The organism is Enterobacter sp. EC_50 (genome assembly GCF_019584525.1).
Classification (GTDB): domain Bacteria; phylum Pseudomonadota; class Gammaproteobacteria; order Enterobacterales; family Enterobacteriaceae; genus Enterobacter; species Enterobacter roggenkampii.
This window is the reverse complement of the sequence record NZ_VDAF01000005.1, coordinates 34205-55514: the sequence shown is the minus strand read 5'-3', so window position 1 is coordinate 55514 and position 21310 is coordinate 34205. Positions and strand designations below refer to the sequence as shown.

The 21310-nt window shown below is 57.0% G+C and carries 23 protein-coding genes; 6 read left to right on the top strand and 17 right to left on the bottom strand.

All coding sequences use genetic code 11. The annotated features are described in order from the left end of the window. Positions 1-50: 50 nt before the first annotated feature. The 12 genes from emrB to FHC48_RS05790 form a co-directional block, all read right to left on the bottom strand. Positions 51-1598, bottom strand: a complete 1548-nt coding sequence (gene emrB / locus FHC48_RS05845; RefSeq protein ID WP_008502580.1) for a multidrug efflux MFS transporter permease subunit EmrB — start codon at positions 1596-1598, stop codon at positions 51-53. A 16-nt stretch (positions 1599-1614) separates the two neighbouring features. Then, positions 1615-2787 (bottom strand): multidrug efflux MFS transporter periplasmic adaptor subunit EmrA, encoded by a 1173-nt coding sequence (emrA, locus tag FHC48_RS05840; RefSeq protein WP_021241959.1) that lies wholly within the window; start codon positions 2785-2787, stop codon positions 1615-1617. Between the two features lie 126 nt (positions 2788-2913). After that, positions 2914-3444, bottom strand: coding sequence for a transcriptional repressor MprA (gene mprA, locus FHC48_RS05835; protein WP_008502578.1), 531 nt, complete (start codon positions 3442-3444; stop codon positions 2914-2916). Between the two features lie 314 nt (positions 3445-3758). Continuing rightward, entirely contained in the window at positions 3759-4943 is a 1185-nt protein-coding gene (locus FHC48_RS05830; protein WP_023325947.1) for an MFS transporter, read from the bottom strand. 184 nt (positions 4944-5127) lie between these two features. After that, the gene (proX, locus tag FHC48_RS05825; protein WP_021241961.1) at positions 5128-6123 is read right to left on the bottom strand and encodes a glycine betaine/L-proline ABC transporter substrate-binding protein ProX; all 996 of its coding nucleotides are present in this window, start codon (positions 6121-6123) and stop codon (positions 5128-5130) included. A 9-nt stretch (positions 6124-6132) separates the two neighbouring features. Continuing rightward, positions 6133-7197 (bottom strand): glycine betaine/L-proline ABC transporter permease ProW, encoded by a 1065-nt coding sequence (proW, locus tag FHC48_RS05820; protein ID WP_059363618.1) that lies wholly within the window; start codon positions 7195-7197, stop codon positions 6133-6135. Beyond that, entirely contained in the window at positions 7190-8392 is a 1203-nt protein-coding gene (gene proV, locus FHC48_RS05815) for a glycine betaine/L-proline ABC transporter ATP-binding protein ProV (RefSeq protein WP_220420514.1), read from the bottom strand. The genes proW and proV overlap by 8 nt, the downstream gene beginning before the upstream one ends. A 330-nt stretch (positions 8393-8722) precedes the next feature. Continuing rightward, positions 8723-9682, bottom strand: coding sequence for a class 1b ribonucleoside-diphosphate reductase subunit beta (gene nrdF / locus FHC48_RS05810; RefSeq protein WP_039025232.1), 960 nt, complete (start codon positions 9680-9682; stop codon positions 8723-8725). A gap of 9 nt (positions 9683-9691) precedes the next feature. Continuing rightward, positions 9692-11836, bottom strand: a complete 2145-nt coding sequence (nrdE, locus tag FHC48_RS05805; protein ID WP_119312217.1) for a class 1b ribonucleoside-diphosphate reductase subunit alpha — start codon at positions 11834-11836, stop codon at positions 9692-9694. After that, positions 11809-12219 carry a class Ib ribonucleoside-diphosphate reductase assembly flavoprotein NrdI gene (nrdI, locus tag FHC48_RS05800; RefSeq protein WP_023617657.1) on the bottom strand — a complete coding sequence of 137 codons (411 nt, stop codon included), beginning with the start codon at positions 12217-12219 and terminating at the stop codon, positions 11809-11811. The genes nrdE and nrdI overlap by 28 nt, the downstream gene beginning before the upstream one ends. After that, positions 12216-12455, bottom strand: a complete 240-nt coding sequence (gene nrdH / locus FHC48_RS05795) for a glutaredoxin-like protein NrdH (RefSeq protein WP_008502570.1) — start codon at positions 12453-12455, stop codon at positions 12216-12218. Before nrdH ends, nrdI begins: the two co-directional genes overlap by 4 nt. A 243-nt stretch (positions 12456-12698) precedes the next feature. After that, positions 12699-13025 (bottom strand): DUF883 domain-containing protein, encoded by a 327-nt coding sequence (locus FHC48_RS05790; protein ID WP_008502569.1) that lies wholly within the window; start codon positions 13023-13025, stop codon positions 12699-12701. Positions 13026-13185: 160 nt separating this feature from the next. On the opposite strand from FHC48_RS05790, the gene FHC48_RS05785 reads away from it, so the two are divergent. Then, positions 13186-13530 carry a DUF2002 family protein gene (locus tag FHC48_RS05785; RefSeq protein ID WP_008502568.1) on the top strand — a complete coding sequence of 115 codons (345 nt, stop codon included), beginning with the start codon at positions 13186-13188 and terminating at the stop codon, positions 13528-13530. Positions 13531-13562: 32 nt separating this feature from the next. Here FHC48_RS05785 and alaE read toward each other — a convergent pair whose 3' ends face one another. Next, a complete protein-coding gene (gene alaE, locus FHC48_RS05780; RefSeq protein WP_008502567.1) occupies positions 13563-14012 on the bottom strand; it encodes an L-alanine exporter AlaE in 450 nt (149 codons plus the stop codon). A 493-nt stretch (positions 14013-14505) separates the two neighbouring features. On the opposite strand from alaE, the gene stpA reads away from it, so the two are divergent. Next, entirely contained in the window at positions 14506-14910 is a 405-nt protein-coding gene (gene stpA / locus FHC48_RS05775) for a DNA-binding protein StpA (protein ID WP_008502566.1), read from the top strand. 38 nt (positions 14911-14948) lie between these two features. Here stpA and FHC48_RS05770 read toward each other — a convergent pair whose 3' ends face one another. From FHC48_RS05770 to FHC48_RS05760, 3 genes are all read right to left on the bottom strand, one after another. Further along, positions 14949-15128: a hypothetical protein gene (locus tag FHC48_RS05770; RefSeq protein ID WP_008502565.1), complete on the bottom strand. Its 180-nt coding sequence runs from the start codon at positions 15126-15128 to the stop codon at positions 14949-14951. Positions 15129-15207: 79 nt separating this feature from the next. Then, complete coding sequence (locus FHC48_RS05765) at positions 15208-15729, bottom strand: rhodanese family protein (protein ID WP_021241967.1); 522 nt, start codon at positions 15727-15729, stop codon at positions 15208-15210. Positions 15730-15738: 9 nt separating this feature from the next. Continuing rightward, on the bottom strand, positions 15739-16038 hold the full coding sequence (locus FHC48_RS05760) for a helix-turn-helix transcriptional regulator (RefSeq protein ID WP_008502563.1): 300 nt from the start codon (positions 16036-16038) through the stop codon (positions 15739-15741). A gap of 190 nt (positions 16039-16228) precedes the next feature. Here FHC48_RS05760 and FHC48_RS05755 point away from each other — a divergent pair, with 190 nt between their 5' ends. After that, complete coding sequence (locus FHC48_RS05755) at positions 16229-16387, top strand: YqaE/Pmp3 family membrane protein (RefSeq protein WP_008502562.1); 159 nt, start codon at positions 16229-16231, stop codon at positions 16385-16387. On the opposite strand, the gene FHC48_RS05750 is transcribed toward FHC48_RS05755, so the two are convergent. Beyond that, positions 16384-17313, bottom strand: coding sequence for a LysR substrate-binding domain-containing protein (locus tag FHC48_RS05750; RefSeq protein ID WP_008502561.1), 930 nt, complete (start codon positions 17311-17313; stop codon positions 16384-16386). The two genes, FHC48_RS05755 and FHC48_RS05750, sit on opposite strands and share 4 nt — an antisense overlap. A gap of 319 nt (positions 17314-17632) precedes the next feature. Between FHC48_RS05750 and FHC48_RS05745 the strand changes: the two genes are divergently transcribed. The 3 genes from FHC48_RS05745 (at position 17633) to FHC48_RS05735 (ending at position 21303) form a co-directional block, all read left to right on the top strand. Next, on the top strand, positions 17633-18238 hold the full coding sequence (locus tag FHC48_RS05745; protein ID WP_008502560.1) for an ankyrin repeat domain-containing protein: 606 nt from the start codon (positions 17633-17635) through the stop codon (positions 18236-18238). Positions 18239-18346: 108 nt separating this feature from the next. After that, positions 18347-19888 carry an acyl-CoA synthetase FdrA gene (gene fdrA / locus FHC48_RS05740; protein ID WP_059364738.1) on the top strand — a complete coding sequence of 514 codons (1542 nt, stop codon included), beginning with the start codon at positions 18347-18349 and terminating at the stop codon, positions 19886-19888. Further along, a complete protein-coding gene (locus FHC48_RS05735) occupies positions 19888-21303 on the top strand; it encodes a DUF1116 domain-containing protein (RefSeq protein WP_032675378.1) in 1416 nt (471 codons plus the stop codon). The genes fdrA and FHC48_RS05735 overlap by 1 nt, the downstream gene beginning before the upstream one ends. The last annotated feature ends 7 nt before the right edge of the window (positions 21304-21310 follow it).

Here is a 21310-nt window from a genome sequence, read left to right as displayed (position 1 = left end):
TATCGTAGGTCGGGTAAGGCGTAACCGCCACCCGGCAACCCGCGCACAAACTAGTGCGCGCCGCCACCGCCACCACCGGCACCAAACGGCGGTCTGGCAAACCACACCAGCCCCAGCAGGACGATAAAGATCCCTGCCGATATCCAGAAAATCTCGTTGGCCGAGATAATCAGCCCCTGGTTGGTGATCTGCTGGGCGATCCAGCCGGACGCCTGCTGCTCCGTCATCCCCATTCCCTGCAGCTGACTGTACATCTGCTGTGCGTTAGGGTTGAACGGGTTCACCGCTTCGGTCAGCTGCGCGTGGTGCATTGATTCGCGGTTTGTCCACAGGGTGGTGGTGATCGACGTCCCGATGGAGCCCGCCAGCGTACGGGTGAAGTTCGACAGGCTCGACGCGGCCGCCAGACGCTCGGGCGGCAGGCCAGAGAGCGTGATGGTGGTCAGCGGCATAAAGAAGCACGCAACCGCAAAGCCCTGAATGAACTGCGGCCACGCCGAGGCGCCAAAGTCCATTCCCGGCTCAAAGGTATACGCACGCCAGTAGAAGCACACCGCGTACATGATGAAGCTGAACGTCACCAGCCGACGCATGTCGAGCTTATGGGCGAAGCGGCCAATAATCGGCGACAGCAGGACCGGGATCACCCCGACAGGTGCCGACGCCAGACCCGCCCAGGTGGCGGTATAGCCATACACCTCCTGCAACAGCTGCGGCAGCAGAACAATCGCGCCGAAGTAGAGCATATAGGCGAGGCTGATACACAGGCAGCCGATGGTGAAGTTTCGCGACTTAAAGAGCGAGAGATCGACGATCGGGTTGTCGTCCGTCAGCTCCCAGACGATCAGGAAGCTTATCGACACCACCGCGACAATGGTCAGGATGATGATCTCCTGCGAGTTGAACCAGTCGAGCTCTTTACCGCGGTCGAGCATGATCTGCAGACTGCCGATACCCAGGATCAGCAGCGCCAGCCCGATGCTGTCGATACGGCGCTGTTCGGTGCGCGTCTCTCGTCCCCGCAGCGACTGCAGCGTCATCAATACCACGACGGCGCCAATCGGTACGTTGATGAAGAAGATCCAGCCCCAGTGGTAGTTATCGCTGATGTACCCGCCCAGAATCGGTCCGCAGATAGGCGCGACGATAACGGTCATCGACCAGAGCGCCAGCGCGACGGAACGTTTTGCGGGAGGGTAGTTGCTCAGCAGCAAACTCTGGGAGAGCGGGATCAGCGGCCCCGCGACAATCCCCTGAATGACGCGGAAGAAAATCAGCATCGTCAGGCTGCTGGACATGCCGCACGCCCACGAGGCCAGAACAAACGCCACCGTGGACCAGAGGAACAGCTTCACCTCACCGACGCGCTTTGCCAGCCAGCCGGTGATCGGAATGGATATGGCGTTTGCCACCCCAAACGAGGTAATGACCCAGGTCCCCTGGCTCAGCGACGAGCCAAGGTTACCGGCGATGGTCGGGATCGCCACGTTTGCGATGGTGGAGTCCAGCACCTGCATGAATGTCGCCAGCGACAGCGCGATGGTCATAATGACCAGCTGCGCGCCTTCCAGCGGTTTTTGCGGCTTTTGCTGTTGCATAACGCTCACCTTCGGATTAACCGGCGTTTGCCTTCACGATGTCATCGATCAGCTTGTTGACCGGATCGAGGCTAATTTCACGGGCGTTACTTTCATAAACCGGGCTGCTACGCACCTGGCTTGCCAGGATCTGACCGTCGCGGTTGGCGGTGTCAACCGTCACCAGCGTGGAGAGGCCGATACGCAGCGGGTGATCCGCCAGCTGTTTGGCATCCAGTTCGATACGCACGGGCAGACGCTGTACGACTTTGATCCAGTTACCGGTGGCGTTCTGCGCAGGCAGCAGGGAGAAGGCACTGCCGGTCCCCATATCCAGACCCACCACTTTGCCGGTGTACTTCACGTCATCGCCATAGATGTCGCTGACAACCGTTGCGGTCTGGCCGATACGCATATGCGCAAGCTGCGTCTCTTTAAAGTTGGCGTCGACCCACAGGTTGTCCGCCGGCACAACCGCCATCAGCGGCGTGGTTGGGCTGATCTGCGCCCCTGGCTGGACGGAACGGCGGGAGACATAGCCGGTCATTGGGCTGACGATTTTAGTACGCTGCAGGGCAAGCCACGCGTTGCGGACTTCGGTCGCCGCCTGCTGAACGGCAGGCTGGTTTTCCAGGCTGGTGCCCAGCACCATCGCCTGGTTGGCGTTGTACTGCTGAATGGCCACGTCCAGCTGTGCCTGAGCGCTGGCGACGGCGTCGCGGGCGTGCTGCAGCTCTTCACGGCCAATCAGGTTGGCGGTGCCGAGCGGCACGCGACGGTTCAGATCGCTCTGCGCCTGCGCGAGTGCGGTTTTCTGCACGTCGATATTGGCCTGCAGCTGTTTGCTGTTGATCATCAGCTGGCGGGTCTGACGAACGCTGGAGGCCAGCGCGGTCTGCGCTTTTTCAAACGCCTGCTGGGCGTCGGTTGGATCGAGCGTCACCAGCACATCGCCTTTTTGCACAAAGTCGGTATTGTCAGCCCAGACTTTCGTCACGCTGCCCGACACCTGCGCCATAATTTGTACCTGGTTCCCTGCCACGTACGCGTCGTCAGTCTCTTCAGCATGACGCAGTACTAAAAACCAATAGATCCCATATGCCACGGCAATAATGATAAAGAGCAAGGTCAACAGAAGAAGGGCGCTCTTACGTTTGCCTTTCTTGTTGGCCGGTTGCTGCGGGGTAGTGCTCTCCGCATTTGCGCTCATTGTTGTTCTCCACGATCTTCTTATTTTCACATCGGCTGAGCCGACCTGTTGTCAGAAAGGCCAGCAGTGTGACGTGCTGGCCTGTCGGTTTTCTTATAAATCTGGATTGTTGAGCGTGTCGTCGCGTTAGCGCAGCGCCTCAAGAACGGCGCCTTCTTCATCCATCTGGTCCAGACGGGTGAGCAGCTTGCGAGTGATGTGCTCAAGCTGGTCGCGCTCGGCGGTGCTGAGAGCGGACCAGAGTTTGTGCAGGCAGTTGTGCTGAGGTGGCAGCACCTCGCGCAGGAATTCGTGACCTTTATCGGTCAGTTGCAGATGCAGGCAGCGGCGATCGTTATCGCTTTCACGGCGCTCAATCCAGCCGCGCTTTTCCAGCTCATCGGCAATTCGGGTGGCGTTGGTGCGGGAGGAGCCCAGCGCGCAGCTCAGCTCAGAAGGCTGAATGCTGTGGTTTTCCTGAGACTCCAGCGTGATCAACGCCATAAACAATGTCTCGTTAATCCCTTGAGCTTTCAGCATTTTATTGCGGTTTTCCAGTAGCTTACCCTGCATGTGCATGCACAGGCGAGTCAGCAGGATTTCCTGATACGGGAAGTCCTCATGGCGACTGGCGCGGAATTTAAGCATTTGTTCAATGGGCGTAAACGAACTATCCATTTGGGCATAACCTCATTAATTACAGCCGATATAGTAACGATAGTGACAAATAATGTAAATGAATTATTTGTGCGGTTATATCCGCCAAATTAATGTCACCATCAGAAAGCGCCGGGTAAGTCCGTGACCCGGTGAGCACAGAAAGCGTAGGGGATGAACCCGCTGAAGAGAGGATGTGAGGACGGGGGTCTGAACTATTCATGCCGATTGTAAATATGTCACCCACATTAAAATTTCTGGGATAAATGATTACGTTTACATTAACAGAGTGAGGGGCCCCTTTACACCCTAAGAGGCCCAAAGCAATGTAAAACTTAGTGAATTGCATCCTGGCGATGGTAGCCGCGCCACCATACAAGCAGGTTAATCGTGGCGACGATGGCGCCAATTGCACATACCCCTGACCAGCCAGCATGCTGCCACGCCGAGGCGGAAATGAGCGAGCCCGCCGCGCCGCCAATAAAGTAGCTGGTCATGTACCCGGCCGTCAGGCGGTTACGCGCCTCCGGCTTCACGCGATAGATGACGGTCTGATTGGTAATGTGAACGCCCTGCACGGTGAGATCGAGTACCAGGATACCGACGATCAGCGCCAGCACCGAGACGTGCCCATACCAGATTGCCGCCCAGGAGAGCAGAAGTAACACCAGCCCCGCGGAGGTTGTCAGATGGGATTTGCCCTTGTCGGCCAGCCCGCCTGCGGGGCGCGCGCCCAGTGCGCCTGCGGCACCGGCCAGGCCGAACAGGCCAATCACCCCTTCGGAATAATTAAACGGCGGCGCGGCCAGCAGAAACGCCATCGACGTCCAGAGAATGCTGAAGTTGGCGAAGGTGAAGCAGCCCAGCAGGGCGCGGGTGCGCAGAAGTTTATCCTGGGTGAACAGGCTGAAAACGGAGGCCAGCAGCTGCGGGTAATTCAGGTGATTTTCCTGCTTCACTTTTGGCAGCCCGCGCCACAGCGCCAGCGCCATGACGACCATCAATACGCTCGCCACCCAGTATACGGTGCGCCAGCCGCCGAGGCTTGCCAGCAGCCCGGCGACGGTACGCGCCAGCAAAATCCCCAGCAGCAGGCCGCTCATGATGGTGCCCACCACCTTGCCACGTTTTTCCGGTGAGGCGAGGGTCGCGGCGAGCGGCACCAGGATTTGCGCCACCACGGAGAACAGCCCCGTCAGCGCGGTACCGATAATCATCATCGTCAGCGACTGGCTGCTGGCGGTGATCAGCATCCCGCCGGCGGCCAGCAGGGTCATGGACACGATCAGCATCCGGCGTTCAAACATATCGCCGAGCGGCACCAGGAACAGCAGCCCGGCGGCATAGCCGAGCTGGGCGGCGGTGACGATAAAGCCTGCGGAACTGGCGGAGAGATTGAACGCGCGGGCGATGGTGTCGAGAAGAGGCTGCGCGTAATAGTTGCTGGCGACGGCCAGACCCGTTGCCACGGACATTAAAAGGATGAGTGCGGGGCTAAGCCCTTGAGTGGTTTTTGTCATTAGTTTCAGGAATCGTTAGTGAAGTGATTATTTTTCCGGAAACCATAATAGCCAATGATTGTGAATGTGGGGCGATTGTTACGTGCTGGATTGTGCGGTTTAGGTTGGGTGCGGTCTGATCCCCTCACCCCGGCCCTCTCCCAGTGTACGATCCGGGGAGAGGGTTAGGGTGAGGGAAAAGGTTTTACTTCTGCGCCGCCAGCGCCGCTTTCACCCAGCCGTCAAACTGCTGCTGGTGGGCCTTGATCCAGCCGTCGACGTGGCCTTTAACATCCGCCTCAGACGATTTGCCCGCGTGCATCATCGCGTTCTGGGCGTTGATGTCTGCCAGCGGCAGCTTCATCACCGAGAACAGCTTCGCCGCCGCCGGGTTTTTCTCCGCCCAGGCTTTGTTCGCCACGATATGCATGGTGTTCACCGGGAAGCCGTAGTTCATGCCGTTCGGCAGTTTGGTGTCGATATCTTTCTGCTCGCCCGGCAGGGAGGAGAACGGCACCTGCAGCCACACCACGTCTTTACCCGGCTTCAGCACGTCGCTCACCCAGTACGGCGTCCAGGTGTAGTAGATCACCGGTTTACCCTCTTTGAAGCGGGCAATGGTGTCGGCCATCATCGCTGAATAGTTGCCGTGGCTCACGTCGACCGTTTTCGCCAGATCGAACGCCTTGTTCTGGTGGTTAATCACCGCTTCGCAGCCCCAGCCCGGCGAGCAGCCCATCATGTCGGCCTTGCCGTCACCGTTGGTGTCAAACAGTCTGGCGATCTTCGGATCCTTCAGCTGTTCGATGTTGGTGATGTGGTACTGGTCGGCGGTTTTCTTGTCGATCAGGTACCCCTGCGCCGCGCCGGTGACAAAGGTGCCTTCACGGTAGAATTTCTTATCGCCACCGGCGGCGGCATACATATCGTCATGCAGCGGCTGCCAGTTTACGGCGGTAAAGGTGGCGTCACCGGAGGCAATCGAGGTGTAGCCCACGTTGTAATCCACTTCGCTCGGCGTGTTAACCGTATAGCCCAGTTTTTCCAGCGCGCGGCTGACCAGCAGGGTCTGGAAGCTCTCTTCCGAAATAGTGCTCTGCACCGGCTGCACGGTAATGCCTTTGCCCGGCAGGTCAGCCGCGAACGTGCTGGTGGAGACAAGGGTGGCAAACGCTGTGGCAAAAAGTACGTTATGTCGCATCGTTGTTCCTTATTTTCTAAAGGGGCGGGTGAGTAACCCAACAGGGCCGGTGGAATACCAGCGACGGTTGCCGCGACTGCGTGAATCGCGACCGACGGCCTGGGTCAGGCGGTCAAGAATAATGGCGAGGATCACAATCCCGACGCCGCCAACGGTAGCCAGCCCCATGTCGAGACGGCCAATGCCGCGCAGCACCATCTGACCGAGACCGCCAACGGCGATCATCGAGGCAATCACCACCATCGAAAGGGCCAGCATCAGCGTCTGGTTCACGCCCGCCATGATGGTCGGCATCGCCAGCGGGAGCTGAACCTTAAACAGCATCTGGCGCGGGCTGGCGCCGAACGAGCGTGACGCTTCGATCAGGTCCGCAGGCACCTGATTGATCCCGAGAATGGTCAGACGAATAATCGGCGGCAGGGCAAAGATAATGGTGACCACCACGCCCGGCACGTTGCCAATGCCGAACAGCATCACAATCGGCACCAGATAGACGAATGCCGGGGTGGTCTGCATTGCATCCAGCAGCGGGCGGATAATCTTCGCGGCCCGCGGGCTGCGCGCCAGCCAGATCCCCATCGGCAGGCCGATGACGATGCAGAAGAGCAGGGCGGTCAGCACCAGCGCCAGGGTGATCATCGCCTGCGACCAGGCTCCAATTGCGCCGATGGCAATCAGCGAAATCAGCGTGGCGACACCCATCCCGGCGCTGCCAAACTGCCAGGCGATCAGGGAGAACAGGATAATCGCCACCGGGGCCGGCATGCCCAGCATCAGCTGCTGGAAGCCGTTCAGGATGTAATCCACCGGGATGCGGATCCCCTGGAAAACCGGGCGGAAGTGCGTGACCACCCAGTCGATCCCCTCCGTGACCCAGTTGTCCAGCGGGATCAGCGTTTTATGGAACGGGTCCATAATATTGAAGTGCTCTGGCGCAGGCGCGGGTGCGCTGTTCAGCCAGTCCGCCGCACCGCCACCGTCGGCGGGTGCTGGCGTGGAACCCCACGCGTCGGCGGATTGCGCAGCGTTGTCCGCCGCTTCAGTGGTACCCCACGGGTTAGTTTGGTCAGCCATTGTTTGCCCCCTCGCGATCTAAAGCCTGCAGCAGCATCCGTTTGGAGATGATGCCGACGTACTGTTGTTCCTCACCCACGACCGGTACGGCGCAAGGCGCCTGCCCCACGTGAGAGAGCAACTCGCTGAGCGGCGTTTCGGCGTCCACGGCAAGCGGAGCGTCAATTAACGCCGCATCGATGCCCTGGTTTTCGCTGAGCGCGGTTTTCAGAGAATCGATGGAGACAACGCCGACAAATTTATTGCCGCGTTCAACCAGATAACCGTATTCACGGTCTTCGTCCTGCAGCAGCTTCAGCGCGGAGCGCGGGCCGAAGCCAGGGGTTTTACGGATAATGCCGTTTGGCGTTCGACGGGCAATATCTTTGGCGCTAAAGACCTGGCTAATATCCACGCCGCGGAAGAAGGTGCGCACATAATCATTTGCCGGATTATTGAGAATTTCATCCGGCGTGCCGACCTGCACCACTTCACCATTTTGCATAATGGCAATACGGTCGCCAATACGCATGGCTTCATCCAAATCGTGGGAAATAAAGACAATGGTCCGCTGATGTTTCGCCTGTAATTTTACCAGCTCATCCTGCATCTCGGTGCGAATTAACGGATCGAGGGCAGAGAAGGCTTCGTCCATTAATAAAATGTCTGGATTAATGGCTAATGCGCGGGCTAATCCCACGCGCTGACGCATACCGCCGGAAAGTTCATCCGGGTACGCATGCGCATAATTTTCCAGCCCAACCTGACGCAGGGCGTCAAGGGCTTTTTCCTGACGTTCCTGCGCGGGTGTGCCGGCTAATTCCATGCCGAAAGCGGTATTATCCAGCACCGTCATATGTGGCATCAGCGCGAATGACTGGAATACCATCGCAATCTTCTTTCTGCGCACCTCGCGAAGCTCGGCGTCTGATATTCTGGCGATATCCACGCCGTCAATCAGCACCTGTCCGTGGGTGGGTTCAATCAGGCGATTGAGAAGGCGAACCATAGTGGATTTACCCGAACCGGATAATCCCATGATGACAAAAATCTCGCCTTCTTCAATGGCCAGACTGGCGTCTTTAACGCCAAGCGATAGCCCGGTTTTTTCCAGAATTTGCTCTTTCGAAAGGCCTTTCTCAATATATTTGAATGCGCGCTGAGGATGCTCGCCAAATACTTTATAAAGATTTTTCACTTCTAATTTAATTGCCATGCAATAGAGAGTGTCCTGTTATTTGTTTATGTCGATATGATTACCATGGTAAATTGTTAACGGGCATAACCCTAACATACTGAGAATCTGAGACAACCCTGGGTTTGCTTATGACGTAAATTTTCAGGGAGGCGAAACGGCTGAATTTCCCATGAGTAAAGGGCTGAGCGGGATTTGAATTTTTCTCAATTTTTTGCTGCGGCATCGGGGAATTTCGCCTGAATCGGGTGATTCAGGCGAATAGGGCACGGAAATGACAGTGTAGTTGCTTTGTAAATATTGGAGAGGAAATTGTTGGGTTTATATTAAATTAACGAACGTTAACGTTCATTAAAAATCCCAGTCCTCATCCTCGGTTTCCACCGCTTTGCCCATCACGTACGACGAACCCGATCCGGAGAAGAAATCGTGGTTTTCGTCGGCGTTGGGCGACAGCGCGGAGAGAATCGCCGGGTTAACCTCCGCCATCTCTGGCGGGAACAGCGCGTCGTAGCCGAGATTCATCAGCGCCTTGTTGGCGTTGTAGCAGAGGAAGGCTTTCACGTCCTCCTCCCAGCCGGTGCCGGCGTACAGTTCCTCCGTATAGCTCAGCTCGTTGTCGTACAGATCCATCAGCAAATCGAGCGCAAACCCTTTGAGCTCCTCGCGCTCCGCGTCGCTGACCTTTTCCAGCCCTTTCTGATACTTATAGCCGATGTAATACCCGTGCACCGCTTCATCCCGGATGATGAGGCGAATCAAATCGGCGGTGTTGGTGAGCTTGCCGCGGCTCGACCAGTACATGGGCAGCCAGAAGCCAGAATAGAAGAGGAATGATTCCAGAAACACGCTGGCGATCTTCTTCTTCAGCGGCTCGTCGGCCCGATAATACGCCAGTACCAGCTCCGCCTTTCTTTGTAACGACTCGCTCGCTTCGCTCCAGGCGTAGGCCGCGTCCACGTCTTTGGTCTGGCACAGCGTGGAGAAAATCGAGCTGTAGGAGCGGGCGTGCACCGCCTCCATAAAGCTGATGTTCGACATCACCGCCTCTTCGTGCGGCGTCAGCGCGTCACCCATCAGAGCCGGTGCGCCAACGGTATTCTGAATGGTGTCTAGCAGCGTCAGGCCGGTAAAGACGCGGATCGTTAGCTGCTGCTCGGTGTGGCTCAGGGTTTGCCAGGCCGGAATATCGTTGGAGAGCGGGACCTTTTCCGGCAGCCAGAAGTTGCTGGTCAGGCGGTTCCACACTTCCAGATCTTTCTCGTCCTGGATCTTGTTCCAGTTAACGGCGCTCACGCGTGACAGTTTCATCCTTTCTCCTTACAGCGCGCAGGACACGCAGCCTTCGATTTCGGTGCCTTGCAGCGCAAGCTGGCGCAGGCGAATGTAGTAGAGCGTCTTGATACCTTTCTTCCAGGCGTAGATCTGCGCTTTGTTGATGTCCCGCGTGGTGGCGGTATCCGGGAAGAACAGCGTCAGCGACAGTCCCTGATCCACGTGTTTCGTCGCCTCGGCGTAGGTATCGATGATTTTTTCCGGGCCAATCTCGTATGCGTCCTGGTACAAAGCCAGGTTCTCGTTGGTCATAAACGGGGCAGGGTAGTAAACGCGTCCGGTTTTGCCTTCTTTGCGAATTTCAATCTTCGACACGATCGGGTGAATGCTCGACGTGGCGTGGTTGATGTAGGAGATAGAGCCGGTTGGCGGCACCGCCTGCAGGTTCTGGTTGTAGATGCCGTAGCGCATCACGTCATCACGCAGCCGCTGCCACATCTCGCGCGTCGGCAGGACGATCCCGGCGCGGGCAAACAGCTCCCTTACTCGCGCCGTTTTCGGCTGCCAGTCGCCTTCCAGATACTGGCTGAAATACTCTCCGCTGGCATAGCGCGACTGTTCAAAGCCCGCGAAACGCTGGTTGCGCTCGCGCGCCAGCATCATCGAAGTATGCAGCGCGTGCCAGGTGACGGTGTAAAAATAGAGGTTGGTGAAGTCCAGCCCTTCCGGGCTGCCGTAGGCGATGCCTTCCCGCGCCAGGTAGCCGTGCAGGTTCATCTGCCCAAGGCCAATGGCGTGCGACGCGGCGTTGCCCGCCTCGATGGACGGCACGCTGCGGATGTGGCTCATGTCCGACACCGCCGTCAGCCCGCGAATGGCGGTTTCTATCGTGCGGCCAAAGTCGGGGGAATCCATGGTGTGGGCGATATTCAGCGACCCGAGGTTGCAGGAGATGTCTTTGCCGATCTCCGCGTAGTCCAGATTCTCGTCATAGCGGGAGGCGCTGTTGACCTGCAAAATCTCCGAGCACAGGTTGCTCATGTTGATGCGCCCGGCAATTGGGTTTGCGCGGTTCACCGTGTCCTCGTACATGATGTACGGATAGCCGGACTCAAACTGAATTTCGGCAAGCGTCTGGAAGAAATCGCGGGCGTTGATGGTTTTTTTGCGGATGCGATCGTCGGCCAGCAGCTCGTCGTACAGCTCGCTGATGGCTACGTCGCCAAACGCTTTGCCGTAAATTCGCTCAACGTCATACGGCGAGAAGAGCGCCATGTCGGCATTCTCTTTAGCCAGCTTAAAGGTGATATCCGGGATCACCACGCCCAGCGACAGGGTTTTGATGCGGATTTTTTCGTCGGCGTTTTCGCGCTTGGTATCGAGGAAACGCAGAATGTCGGGGTGGTGCGCGTGCAAATAAACCGCGCCCGCGCCCTGACGCGCGCCAAGCTGGTTGGCGTAGGAGAAGGCATCTTCCAGCATCTTCATGACCGGGATCACGCCGGAGGACTGGTTTTCGATGCGCTTAATCGGCGCGCCCGCTTCACGCAGGTTCGAGAGCAGAAACGCCACGCCGCCGCCGCGTTTGGAGAGCTGCAGCGCCGAGTTCACCGCGCGGCCTATCGACTCCATATTATCTTCAATGCGCAGCAGGAAGCAGGAGACCAGCTCGCCGCGCTGGGCTTTGCCGCAGTTGAGAAAGGTCGGCGTGGCGGGCTGGAAGCGGCCGGAGAGGATCTCGTCGGTGAGCTGTTGCGCCAGCGCTTCATCGCCCTGCGCCAGGGTCAACGCGACCATCACCACGCGATCTTCAAAGCTTTCTAAGTAGCGCTTACCGTCGAAGGTCTTCAGGGTGTAGCTGGTGTAGAACTTCCACGCGCCAAGGAACGTCTGGAAACGAAAGCCGCTGGCGTGGGCGCGTTCAAACAGCTTCACGACGAAGGCGCGTTCGTAGCGGGTGAGGACGCGTGCGTCGTAGTAACCTTCGTTAACCAGGTGGTCGAGACGTTCATCCTGGCTCGCGAAGGTCACGCTGTTGGGCCGCACGTGGGCGGCAAAAAAGGCGTCCACCGCCTCACGGTCTTTATCAAACTGAATGCGTCCCTCCCGGTCATAGAGGTTAAGCATCGCGTTTAATGCGTGGTAATCCGGCGTCGCCTGTATTACCCGTTCTGCGGTTGTCGTTGCCAAAATTCGTTCACTCCTTTACGCACGTTTTCGACGTCCTGCTGCGTCCCCATCAGCTCAAAGCGATAGAGATACGGCACGCCGCATTTTTGAGAGATGACATCTCCGGCGCGGCCAAAGGCATCGCCGAAATTGCGATTGCCCGCCGCGATCACGCCTCGGATTAACCCGCGGTTATGCGGATCGTTCAGAAAGCGGATCACCTGACGAGGCACTGCGCCCGCCGTACCGCCGCCGCCGTAGCTGGGCACCACCAGAATGTACGGTTCTTCTACCCGGATGCGCTCCCGTTCGTTAAGGGGAATGCGCACCGCAGGCAGCCCGACGCGCTCCATAAAACGGAGCGTGTTTTCCGAGCTGCTGGAGAAGAAGACCAGCCCACTCATGCCCGTGCGGCCTGCGCGGCGATGCGGTTGATCATGTCCGGGCGGAAGCCAGACCAGCTGGTCTCCCCGGCCACCACCACCGGAAGCTGACGGAAACCCTGCGCGCGAAGGGTATCGGCGGCCTCGGGCTGCTGGTCAATATTCACCATCTCAAACGCCACGCCGCGGCTTTCCATCGCCCGTTTGGTCGCGTGGCACTGAACACAATCGTTACGAGTGTAAATAATAATGCTCATGATTCGTATTTCCATTTAAAATGAGAGAGCGGCGCGAATCATCGCGTCAGGTTGTATGTATCTTGCTAAAGGGAATACTAGATGTAGTTGTCTTAAGTTTCAACCATACAAGATATGGGAAATTTAGATTGATGATGCCCTGATGATGAGCACAGCGGGGCAGGGGGTGTTATACGGGTTTTTCAGGCTTGCGGGCATTAAAAAGCCCCGGCGCCAGCGGCGACCGGGGCTGATGGCTCGCGCTTACTTACGCAGGCTAAGCAGAGCGCCGACGAAGATCCCGACTGCCGCTACCGTGCCGAGCGTGCAGAGCGGTTTTTCGCGCACGAAGGTCGTTGCGCAGCTGACCGCATCGCAGGCAGCCTGTGTGGTACGCGTGCGGCCATTTAGGCGTGCGCGGGTTTCACGGAGCAAAGACTGAGCCTTACGTTTTGCGGCATCCGCTTCGTCCTTCGCGTCACTTCCCCAGGATTTCAGCACCTCTTCCAGCGTGTCTGCTAATTGGCTGACATCATTACGAATATCCTGAGCGTCGTCGTTAATATCGTTTCGGTTCGGTCTGTTAAACATACGATCCTCCGTAATTTTGTGTTCCCGTTCAGTTTAGTTCAGAAATTTAATATCTGAAGCGCATCACGCGATATCCGCCAGTTTATGGACTATTCTGAAAGCCCTGCTAATGCTGAATACTGTAAGGTTGCCGGGCAGGAAAAGATAACGAGGAAAAGATATGTATTTACGACCTGACGAGGTGGCACGCGTTCTTGAAAAAGAGGGATTCACCATGGATGAGGTGACGCCAAAAGCGTATGGATATCGCCGTGGCGAGAATTATGTTTACGTTAATCGTGAAGCAAGAATGGGACGTACCGCTCTCATTATTCACCCGACGCTGAAAGACAGAAGTCTGTCATTTGCTGAGCCTGCCTCGGATATTAAAACCTGCGATCATTATCAGCAATTTCCGCTCTATTTAGGCGGAGAGACGCATGAGCATTATGGTATTCCGCATGGTTTCAGCTCGCGTATGGCGCTGGAACGGTTTTTGAAGGGACTGTTTGGCGACGTACAGTAAATTTGCGACTGGCCTGCGCCAGTCGCTTCACATCACGCTTTAGCCTGGCTGTACTGGCTGACCTTAAACAGGCGGCGACAGTAGTCGAGGAAATAGCCATACACCGCCCCCATCAGCATTGAAATCACAATATTCGAACTGACCGCCGCCGCGATCTGGTGCCAGTCCGCGCCCACCGTCAGCAGAATGGCCACGTAAACCGGCGACTGGAACGTCACATAGGCCAGAACGTCTGCCAGGTTTTTCACCCAGCCTGCGGGGCTGATACGCCGCGCGAAGCGCATGACGGCATCGCGGTATAAACCGTAAGGCCAGGCAATAATAATATTGACCGGAATCGCCACCAGACGAGAAGAAAGTGACTGCTCGAAGGACATTCCGGAGAGGAATATTTCGATCAACATGTTCACAACGGAACAGTAGACAACCATCGCGAAAGTATCCGCCACAGCATGGCGAAGGCGTGATTGCGGTGAGAACATGTCTGAACTCCTTGAGAAGAACACAAAAGAAACGATTTTCCCGAAGCGGTTAGTGCTTTAGGTTGGTTTGTTTGACGTGTATAGCGTATATCTCTACGTTTGAACTAACAACTAGTGATTAATTTTTATTTAATCGCGTTTTGTCCACAAAATTCTCTAAAATTGATGGTTTTTTGTTCGCTTCGTTATAATCTGTCTCGTGCGATGGTTTTTTGTTTTAAATCATTAGCTTAACTATCTTGATGTTGAAAGGTGAGTCAGTGCTTTTGTGGGTAGCGCAGAATGCTGAAATTTTGATTAAGGTTGACCCTTTATATTGCAGTGATGATTGAATCCCTGCGTATCGCTCAGACGTTATAAGATAATATTAACGGCGACAGTTAAACATATTTACGCTATTGGCAGGGCAGCCCGCGGGTAGATATTTCAGCGGAAATGAATTATTCTGTCGGTGATTTATCTATTTACCCTAAACAAAAGGTTTTCAAATAATATGTCTTTGACGTTACAGAATCTTAATAATATCCGAACTCTGCGCGCCATGGCACGCGAATTATCCCTGGACGTTCTTGAGGAAATGCTGGAAAAAGTCAGGGTCGTTGCTGAAGAGAAACGTAGTGAGCTGGCGGAATTAGAGCAGCAGAGAGCCGAGCAGCAGGAGAAAATTAATGCTCTGCTGGAGCGGATGAAAGCCGATGGTATTTCACCGACCGATCTGCTGGGCTCTGAACTGGCGCAGACGGGTAAATCCACGAAAAAGCGTAAGCCGCGTGAAGCGAAATACCGCTTTATTGACCAGAACGGTGAAGAGAAAACGTGGACCGGCCAGGGCCGTACGCCAAAGCCTATTGCCAGCGCGCTGGCAGAGGGGAAATCACTGGATGATTTTCTGATCTAATGCGTGAACCGGGCGGAACATACCGCCCGGCACTCTTTTCAGCAGACGCCGAAATCACCGTCTTCAGTATACGGCGCTAGCTCGGCGGCTTTCAGGGTATATTTCTCGCCTTGTTCATTGCTGGCCTGTACCGCCACCACGCTTTCACCGTTCACTTCGAGCACTTTCAGCTTCGGGCCGCCTTTACGCGGTTGTACATAATCACCGACAGAAAACATATTACCTCCTCATCGTTTTAGCGATCTTCACCTTAGCCCACGTATGACACCGGGTACAGCGTATTTCACCGATTACTGCTTATGAGGTACGCCGGTTCCAGGGCATCACCTTCAGCAGTCGCGCCATGCCGCAAAAACCGGTCACACCGGCGAACAGCAGCCCGGCCCCCACGAAGCCGCTGAGCAGGAAAAAGCCGTCTGAGACGCTATAGCCCAGCACTACGCCGCAGAGAATGAGCAGCCCGGCAGCAATTTGCACCTGACGCATCAGCGGCAGCGGCTGGGTTTTGTCTTCGACTGTCTGCAGACCCGCCTGCTTCCAGCCCTGAATGCCTCCTTCGACCACAAATGCCTGAGCGGGGGCGGCCGCCTGCGCAAGGCGATCGGCATTGCCTGAGGTGCGGGCGCCAGACTGGCAGTGAAAAATCACCGTTTCACCCGCCTGCGTTTTAAGTCCGCCGGGTAAGGTATCCAGCGGCACGGACTGCGCGGCGGGAATATGCTCGCGGGCGTACTCGTCGGCATCACGAATATCAATCAGTTTTGCGCCATCGGCGATGCGGGCATTGGCCTCGCGCGGCGAAAGAAGGGGAAGTGACATGGCGGCTCCTTACGGGCAATAAAGGGTTTTCAGGGTGCTGATAAGCTGATGCACCGCGTCGTTTTTAATGAAATAGAGAATGCGCTGCGCCTCGCGGGTGCTGGCGATCAGGCCTTCCTCACGCATGCGCGCCAGATGCTGCGACGTGGCGGAAGGGCTAAGACCCGTCGCGCGGGCCAGCTCCCCCGCGCTGGTGCCGGGGGCGCCGCACAGCGTGCAGAGGATCAGCAGCCGACGCGGGTTGCTCATCGCTTTTAAAAGCGTTGCGGCCTGCTCTGCGCTGGCCTGAAGCTGTTCGAGTTCAGTCATAGTACTTTAGCGTTTTCTTAATTAAGGTAATGCTAAAGTACTTGCGCGCATTCTGCCAGCGTAAAAAGCGTAAAAAGCGTAAAAGAGGGTAAACGCGGAGCAGGGATCTGGCGCAGACAGGTAAACTGGCTATGCTTAGAAAGGGTTCTCTCTATTATTTTCAATGGATTAGCTTGCACGGAGTGTTAATATGGGTTTTTGGCGTATTGTTTTTACCATCCTGCTGCCGCCGCTGGGCGTGCTGTTGGGCAAAGGGCTTGGCTGGGCGTTTATCATCAACATTCTTCTGACGCTGCTGGGCTACTTCCCCGGCCTCATTCACGCGTTTTGGGTACAGAGCAAAAGCTAAGCGCGCCACAGTAAATCGCTATAGATATCGGTCAGCACCCCCGCTGGACCAAACTGCTGTTTGATCCAGCGCGTGACCTGGCCTGTCGCGGCATGCTGCGTGGCGAGCAGCATGCGCGAGTCCTGACGCGGGTTATTGATACGCCGCGTCACCAGCAGCCCGTCTTCCACCGCGTCCCGCGCCATATACTCCGGTAAAAAACCTATCCCTTCGCCCAGGATCTGACACTGGCATTTGGTATTAAAGTCCGGCACCAGAATCGCCTCCTGACCGTGCAGCAGCCAGCCCACCTTCTTGTTAATGGTGTGTGCGGTATCTTCCACCATGATGTTGGGATACAGGCGCAGCTGGCTCTCCGCTATCGGTTCCGGAACGAACGCCAGCGGATGCGCCGGCGCAATGGCAAACACCCAGCGGATGGCGCCGATCTCGGTGTAGTCAATCCCACCGCCGTCGAGCAGCGTGTCCGGCGCGCCAATGGCGATATTGGCCTGGTTATTGATGATCGAATCCCACACGCCGTTATAGACCTCGGTGGTGACGGTGATCTGGCAGGTAGGAAACTGCTTTTTCAGCACCTGCAGCAGCCGCGCGGTATGGCGCGGCGTATATAACAGCTGGTTGATACAGATGCGCACCCGCGCCTCGATGCCCTGTGAAATGGTATCAATCCCGCGCTTGATGGCGTGGAAGTCGTTAAGCAGGTCGGTGGCTTTGCGGTAAAAGTAGAACCCGGACTCGGTCAGCTCAATGCTGCGCGTGTTACGCACAAACAGCACCACGTCCAGCCCGGTTTCCATCCGCTTGATGGTGTAACTGATGGCCGAGGTGGTGACGCCCAGCTCGGCGGCGGCTTTGCTGAAGCTGCCGAAGCGGGCGGCGGTGGTGAAGGCCAGCAGGTTCTCTTCGGTAAAGATGGAATTCATATCACAGCTTCCTCAGTCATCAGTTTTGAACATATTTTAACAACGCCTTTACAACACATTTGAAGCCGATCACAGTTCTGACTCTTTACGCAGAGCCCCGTCATGCAAGGCTTTTTCAACCATAAGGATAATGCAGCCTGAGGCGCTAAAAAGCGGTTAAACATAAGAAAAAGGTTGCACGGACGCACGTTTTATCCCGACTGTTGAATTTATCTCAACAATGAATTCACTGTCGATGAATCATTTTTAAGCGGATTCTTTTATGACCAGGCTGTTGCTATTCTCGGGTCAAGAGCAATAAAACATCGGGAGTCTGAATATGTCTGCAACTGAACTGGTTACGGAATTTCTGCTGGCGGCAGAAGAGGGAAATAGCGATGCGCTAAAAGCCTGTCTGGAAAAAGGCGTGGATATTAACGCCACTAACCGCCAGAAAAGAACCGCCGTTACGATTGCCAGCCTGAAAAAACACTATTCCTGCGTGGCGTTATTAATTGCCGCCGGGGCAGATATTGATAAACAGGACCAGACCTGTTTTAACCCCTTCCTGATCAGCTGCCTGACGAACGATTTAACCCTCCTGCGGCTGGTATTACCCGCGAATCCGGATCTCGACCGCCTTACCCGCTTCGGCGGCGTGGGCATTACCCCTGCCAGTGAAAAAGGGCACGTGGAGATCGTGCGCGAGCTGCTGGAAAAAACCGACATTAACGTTAACCACACCAACTTTGTCGGCTGGACGCCGCTGCTGGAAGCCATTGTGTTAAATGACGGCGGTGCGAAACAGCAAGAGATTGTGAAGCTGCTGCTGGATCACGGCGCGAACCCGCACATGACCGACAAATACGGCAAAACCCCGCTCGAACTGGCGCGGGAGAAAGGCTTCACTGAGATTGCCGACCTGCTGCTGGCCGCGGGCGCGTAAAACGACCGGTCAGCCCGTTCCGGCTGGCCGCTAATTTAAAAAAGCATTTTTACCGACGTGCATTTTGCACGACGGCGGCCCCCTTTTATCCGTATTCAGGAGAAAACAATGCCAACCAAAATCGTCATAAAAAAGAACACGTATTTCGATTCGGTTTCCTTAATGTCGGTTTCCACCAAAGCCAATAAATTGCCGGGCGTCGAACAGGCGTTTGTGGCAATGGCGACGGAAATGAATAAAGGCGTTCTGAAAAATCTCGGGCTGCTCACGCCGGAATTAGCGGAAGCCAAAAATGGCGACCTGATGATCGTGATTAAAGGCGACGCGGCGAACGATGAAACGCTGGCGGAAATAGAAGCTTTATTTACCCATAAAGCGAGCAGCGGCACCCATGAAGCGCGCTACGCGACGATTGCCAGCGCCAAAAAACATCGCCCGGAGAGCAACCTCGCGGTGATTTCCGTCAACGGCACCTTCGCTGCCCGCGAAGCGCGCCAGGCGCTGGAAAACGATCTCAACGTGATGCTCTTCTCCGATAACGTGTCGCTCGACGACGAGCTGGCGCTGAAGCAGCTGGCGCACCAGAAAGGGCTGCTGATGATGGGGCCGGACTGCGGCACCGCCATTATCAACGGCGCGGGATTGTGCTTCGCCAACGCGGTGCGTCGCGGGCCGATTGGCATCGTCGGCGCGTCCGGCACCGGCAGCCAGGAGCTAAGCGTGCGCATCCATGAATTCGGCGGCGGCGTGTCGCAGCTGATTGGCACCGGCGGGCGCGATCTTAGCGAGAAGATCGGCGGCCTGATGATGCTCGACGCCATCGACACGCTGGAAGCCGACGAGGGCACAGAGGTGATTGCGCTGATCTCCAAGCCGCCTGCGCCAGCCGTGGCAGAGAAGGTGCTGGCTCGCGCCAAAGCCTGCCGCAAGCCGGTGGTTGTTTGCTTCCTCGGGCGCAATGAACCGCCCGCCGATGAGGACGGACTGCAGTTTGCGCGCGGCACCAAAGAGGCGGCGCTGAAGGCCGTTCTGCTTACCGGCATCAAAAAAGAGTCCCTCGATCTGCACCCGCTCAACTGGCCATTGATTGAAGAAGTGCGCGCCCGCCTGACCCCACAGCAGAAGTACATTCGCGGCCTGTTCTGCGGCGGCACCCTGTGCGACGAGGCGATGTTTGCGGCGCTTGCGAAATTCGACGACGTTTACAGCAACATCCAGCCGGATCCGGCTAAGCGCCTGAGCGACATAAGCGTCAGTAAAGCCCATACCTTCCTCGACTTTGGCGACGATGAGTTCACCAACGGCAAGCCGCACCCGATGATCGACCCGACCAACCGCATCAGCCGCCTGCTGCAGGAGGCGCGCGATCCGGAAGTGGGCGTCATCGTGATGGACTTCGTGCTGGGCTTCGGCGCGCACGAGGATCCGGTAGGGGTGATGATCGAGGCGATCAAAGAGGCGCAGGCCATCGCGAAGGCCGATAACCGTCCGCTGGAGATCCTCGGCTACGTGCTCGGCACCGACCAGGATCCGCAGTCGCTGGCGCAGCAGTGCCAGCGGCTGACCGACGCAGGCGTCATCTGGGCCAGCAGCAGCACCAATACCGGATTACTGGCACGCGAATTTGTCTGCAAAGGGGAGAACGCATAATGACCACCTTATTCAACCAGCCGCTGAACGTCATTAACGTGGGTCTCGCGATGTTCAGCGACGATCTTAAAAAGCAGCACGTACCCGTGACCCCGCTCGACTGGACGCCGCCGGGGCAGGGCAATATGCAGGTGGTGGAAGCGCTGGATCAGCTGGCGGAAAAACCGCTGGCGGAGAAGATCGCCGCCGCCAACCAAATCGCCCTTGAGCGCATTATCCAGTCCCATCCGGTGCTGGTGGGCTATGACCAGGCGATTAACGTTGTGCCGGGGATGACCCGCACCACCATTCTGCACGCTGGTCCGCCAGTCTCCTGGGAAAACATGTGCGGCGCGATGAAAGGCGCGGTCACCGGGGCGCTGGTGTTTGAAGGTCTGGCGAAAGATCTGGACGACGCGGCACGGCTTGCCGCCTCCGGGGAGATCGCCTTCTCGCCGTGCCACGAGCACGACTGCGTGGGCTCGATGGCGGGCGTCACCTCTGCGTCGATGTTTATGCACATTGTTGAGAACAAAACCTACGGCAACCGCGCGTTCACCAACCTCAGCGAGCAGATGGCGAAGATCCTGCGCATGGGCGCCAACGACCAGAGCGTCATCGCTCGCCTGAACTGGATGCGCGACGTGCTTGGCCCGATGCTGCGCGACGCGATGAAGATTATCGGCGAAATCGACCTGCGCCTGATGCTGGCCCAGGCGCTGCACATGGGCGACGAGTGCCACAACCGCAACAACGCGGGCACCACGCTGCTGATCCAGGCGCTGACCCCGGGGCTGATCCAGGCGGGCTATCCGGTGGCGCAGCAGCGCGAGGTGTTCGAGTTTGTCGCCAGCAGCGACTACTTCTCCGGCCCGACGTGGATGGCGATGTGTAAAGCCGCGCTGGACGCTGCCCACGGCATTGAATACAGCACCGTCGTGACCACCATGGCGCGCAACGGCTACGAGTTCGGCCTGCGCGTCTCCGGCCTGCCGGGGCAGTGGTTCACCGGCCCGGCGCAGCAGGTGATTGGCCCGATGTTCGCGGGCTATAAGCCGGAAGACTCCGGGCTGGACATCGGCGACAGCGCGATCACCGAAACCTACGGCATCGGCGGCTTTGCGATGGCGACGGCGCCGGCAATCGTGGCGCTGGTGGGCGGCACGGTGGAGGAAGCCATCGACTTCTCCCGTCAGATGCGCGAAATCACCCTTGGCGAAAACCCGAACGTCACCATTCCGCTGCTCTCCTTTATGGGGATCCCGACCGCCATCGACATCACGAAGGTCGCGGGCAGCGGCATTCTGCCGGTCATCAATACCGCCATTGCCCACAAAGACGCGGGCATCGGCATGATAGGGGCGGGCATCGTTCACCCGCCGTTTAGCTGTTTTGAAAAGGCGCTGTTGACCTTCCGCGATCGCTACTTTTTATAAGGCATGC

Bases quoted from the DNA above. Each gene is read 5' to 3' on its own strand.
- FHC48_RS05770 (WP_008502565.1), bottom strand. From the start codon at position 15,128: ATGTTTTCTGTCGGTGATTATGTACAACCGCGTAAAGGCGGCCCGAAG.
- nrdF (WP_039025232.1), bottom strand. From the start codon at position 9,682: ATGAAACTGTCACGCGTGAGCGCCGTTAACTGGAACAAGATCCAGGAC.
- FHC48_RS05750 (WP_008502561.1), bottom strand. From the start codon at position 17,313: ATGAATTCCATCTTTACCGAAGAGAACCTGCTGGCCTTCACCACCGCC.
- stpA (WP_008502566.1), top strand. From the start codon at position 14,506: ATGTCTTTGACGTTACAGAATCTTAATAATATCCGAACTCTGCGCGCC.
- proX (WP_021241961.1), bottom strand. From the start codon at position 6,123: ATGCGACATAACGTACTTTTTGCCACAGCGTTTGCCACCCTTGTCTCC.
- fdrA (WP_059364738.1), top strand. From the start codon at position 18,347: ATGCCAACCAAAATCGTCATAAAAAAGAACACGTATTTCGATTCGGTT.
- FHC48_RS05830 (WP_023325947.1), bottom strand. From the start codon at position 4,943: ATGACAAAAACCACTCAAGGGCTTAGCCCCGCACTCATCCTTTTAATG.
- FHC48_RS05760 (WP_008502563.1), bottom strand. From the start codon at position 16,038: ATGACTGAACTCGAACAGCTTCAGGCCAGCGCAGAGCAGGCCGCAACG.
- FHC48_RS05745 (WP_008502560.1), top strand. From the start codon at position 17,633: ATGTCTGCAACTGAACTGGTTACGGAATTTCTGCTGGCGGCAGAAGAG.
- FHC48_RS05785 (WP_008502568.1), top strand. From the start codon at position 13,186: ATGTATTTACGACCTGACGAGGTGGCACGCGTTCTTGAAAAAGAGGGA.
- emrA (WP_021241959.1), bottom strand. From the start codon at position 2,787: ATGAGCGCAAATGCGGAGAGCACTACCCCGCAGCAACCGGCCAACAAG.
- FHC48_RS05755 (WP_008502562.1), top strand. From the start codon at position 16,229: ATGGGTTTTTGGCGTATTGTTTTTACCATCCTGCTGCCGCCGCTGGGC.
- proW (WP_059363618.1), bottom strand. From the start codon at position 7,197: ATGGCTGACCAAACTAACCCGTGGGGTACCACTGAAGCGGCGGACAAC.
- FHC48_RS05735 (WP_032675378.1), top strand. From the start codon at position 19,888: ATGACCACCTTATTCAACCAGCCGCTGAACGTCATTAACGTGGGTCTC.
- nrdI (WP_023617657.1), bottom strand. From the start codon at position 12,219: ATGAGTGGGCTGGTCTTCTTCTCCAGCAGCTCGGAAAACACGCTCCGT.
- nrdH (WP_008502570.1), bottom strand. From the start codon at position 12,455: ATGAGCATTATTATTTACACTCGTAACGATTGTGTTCAGTGCCACGCG.
- mprA (WP_008502578.1), bottom strand. From the start codon at position 3,444: ATGGATAGTTCGTTTACGCCCATTGAACAAATGCTTAAATTCCGCGCC.
- alaE (WP_008502567.1), bottom strand. From the start codon at position 14,012: ATGTTCTCACCGCAATCACGCCTTCGCCATGCTGTGGCGGATACTTTC.
- proV (WP_220420514.1), bottom strand. From the start codon at position 8,392: ATGGCAATTAAATTAGAAGTGAAAAATCTTTATAAAGTATTTGGCGAG.
- FHC48_RS05790 (WP_008502569.1), bottom strand. From the start codon at position 13,025: ATGTTTAACAGACCGAACCGAAACGATATTAACGACGACGCTCAGGAT.
- FHC48_RS05765 (WP_021241967.1), bottom strand. From the start codon at position 15,729: ATGTCACTTCCCCTTCTTTCGCCGCGCGAGGCCAATGCCCGCATCGCC.
- emrB (WP_008502580.1), bottom strand. From the start codon at position 1,598: ATGCAACAGCAAAAGCCGCAAAAACCGCTGGAAGGCGCGCAGCTGGTC.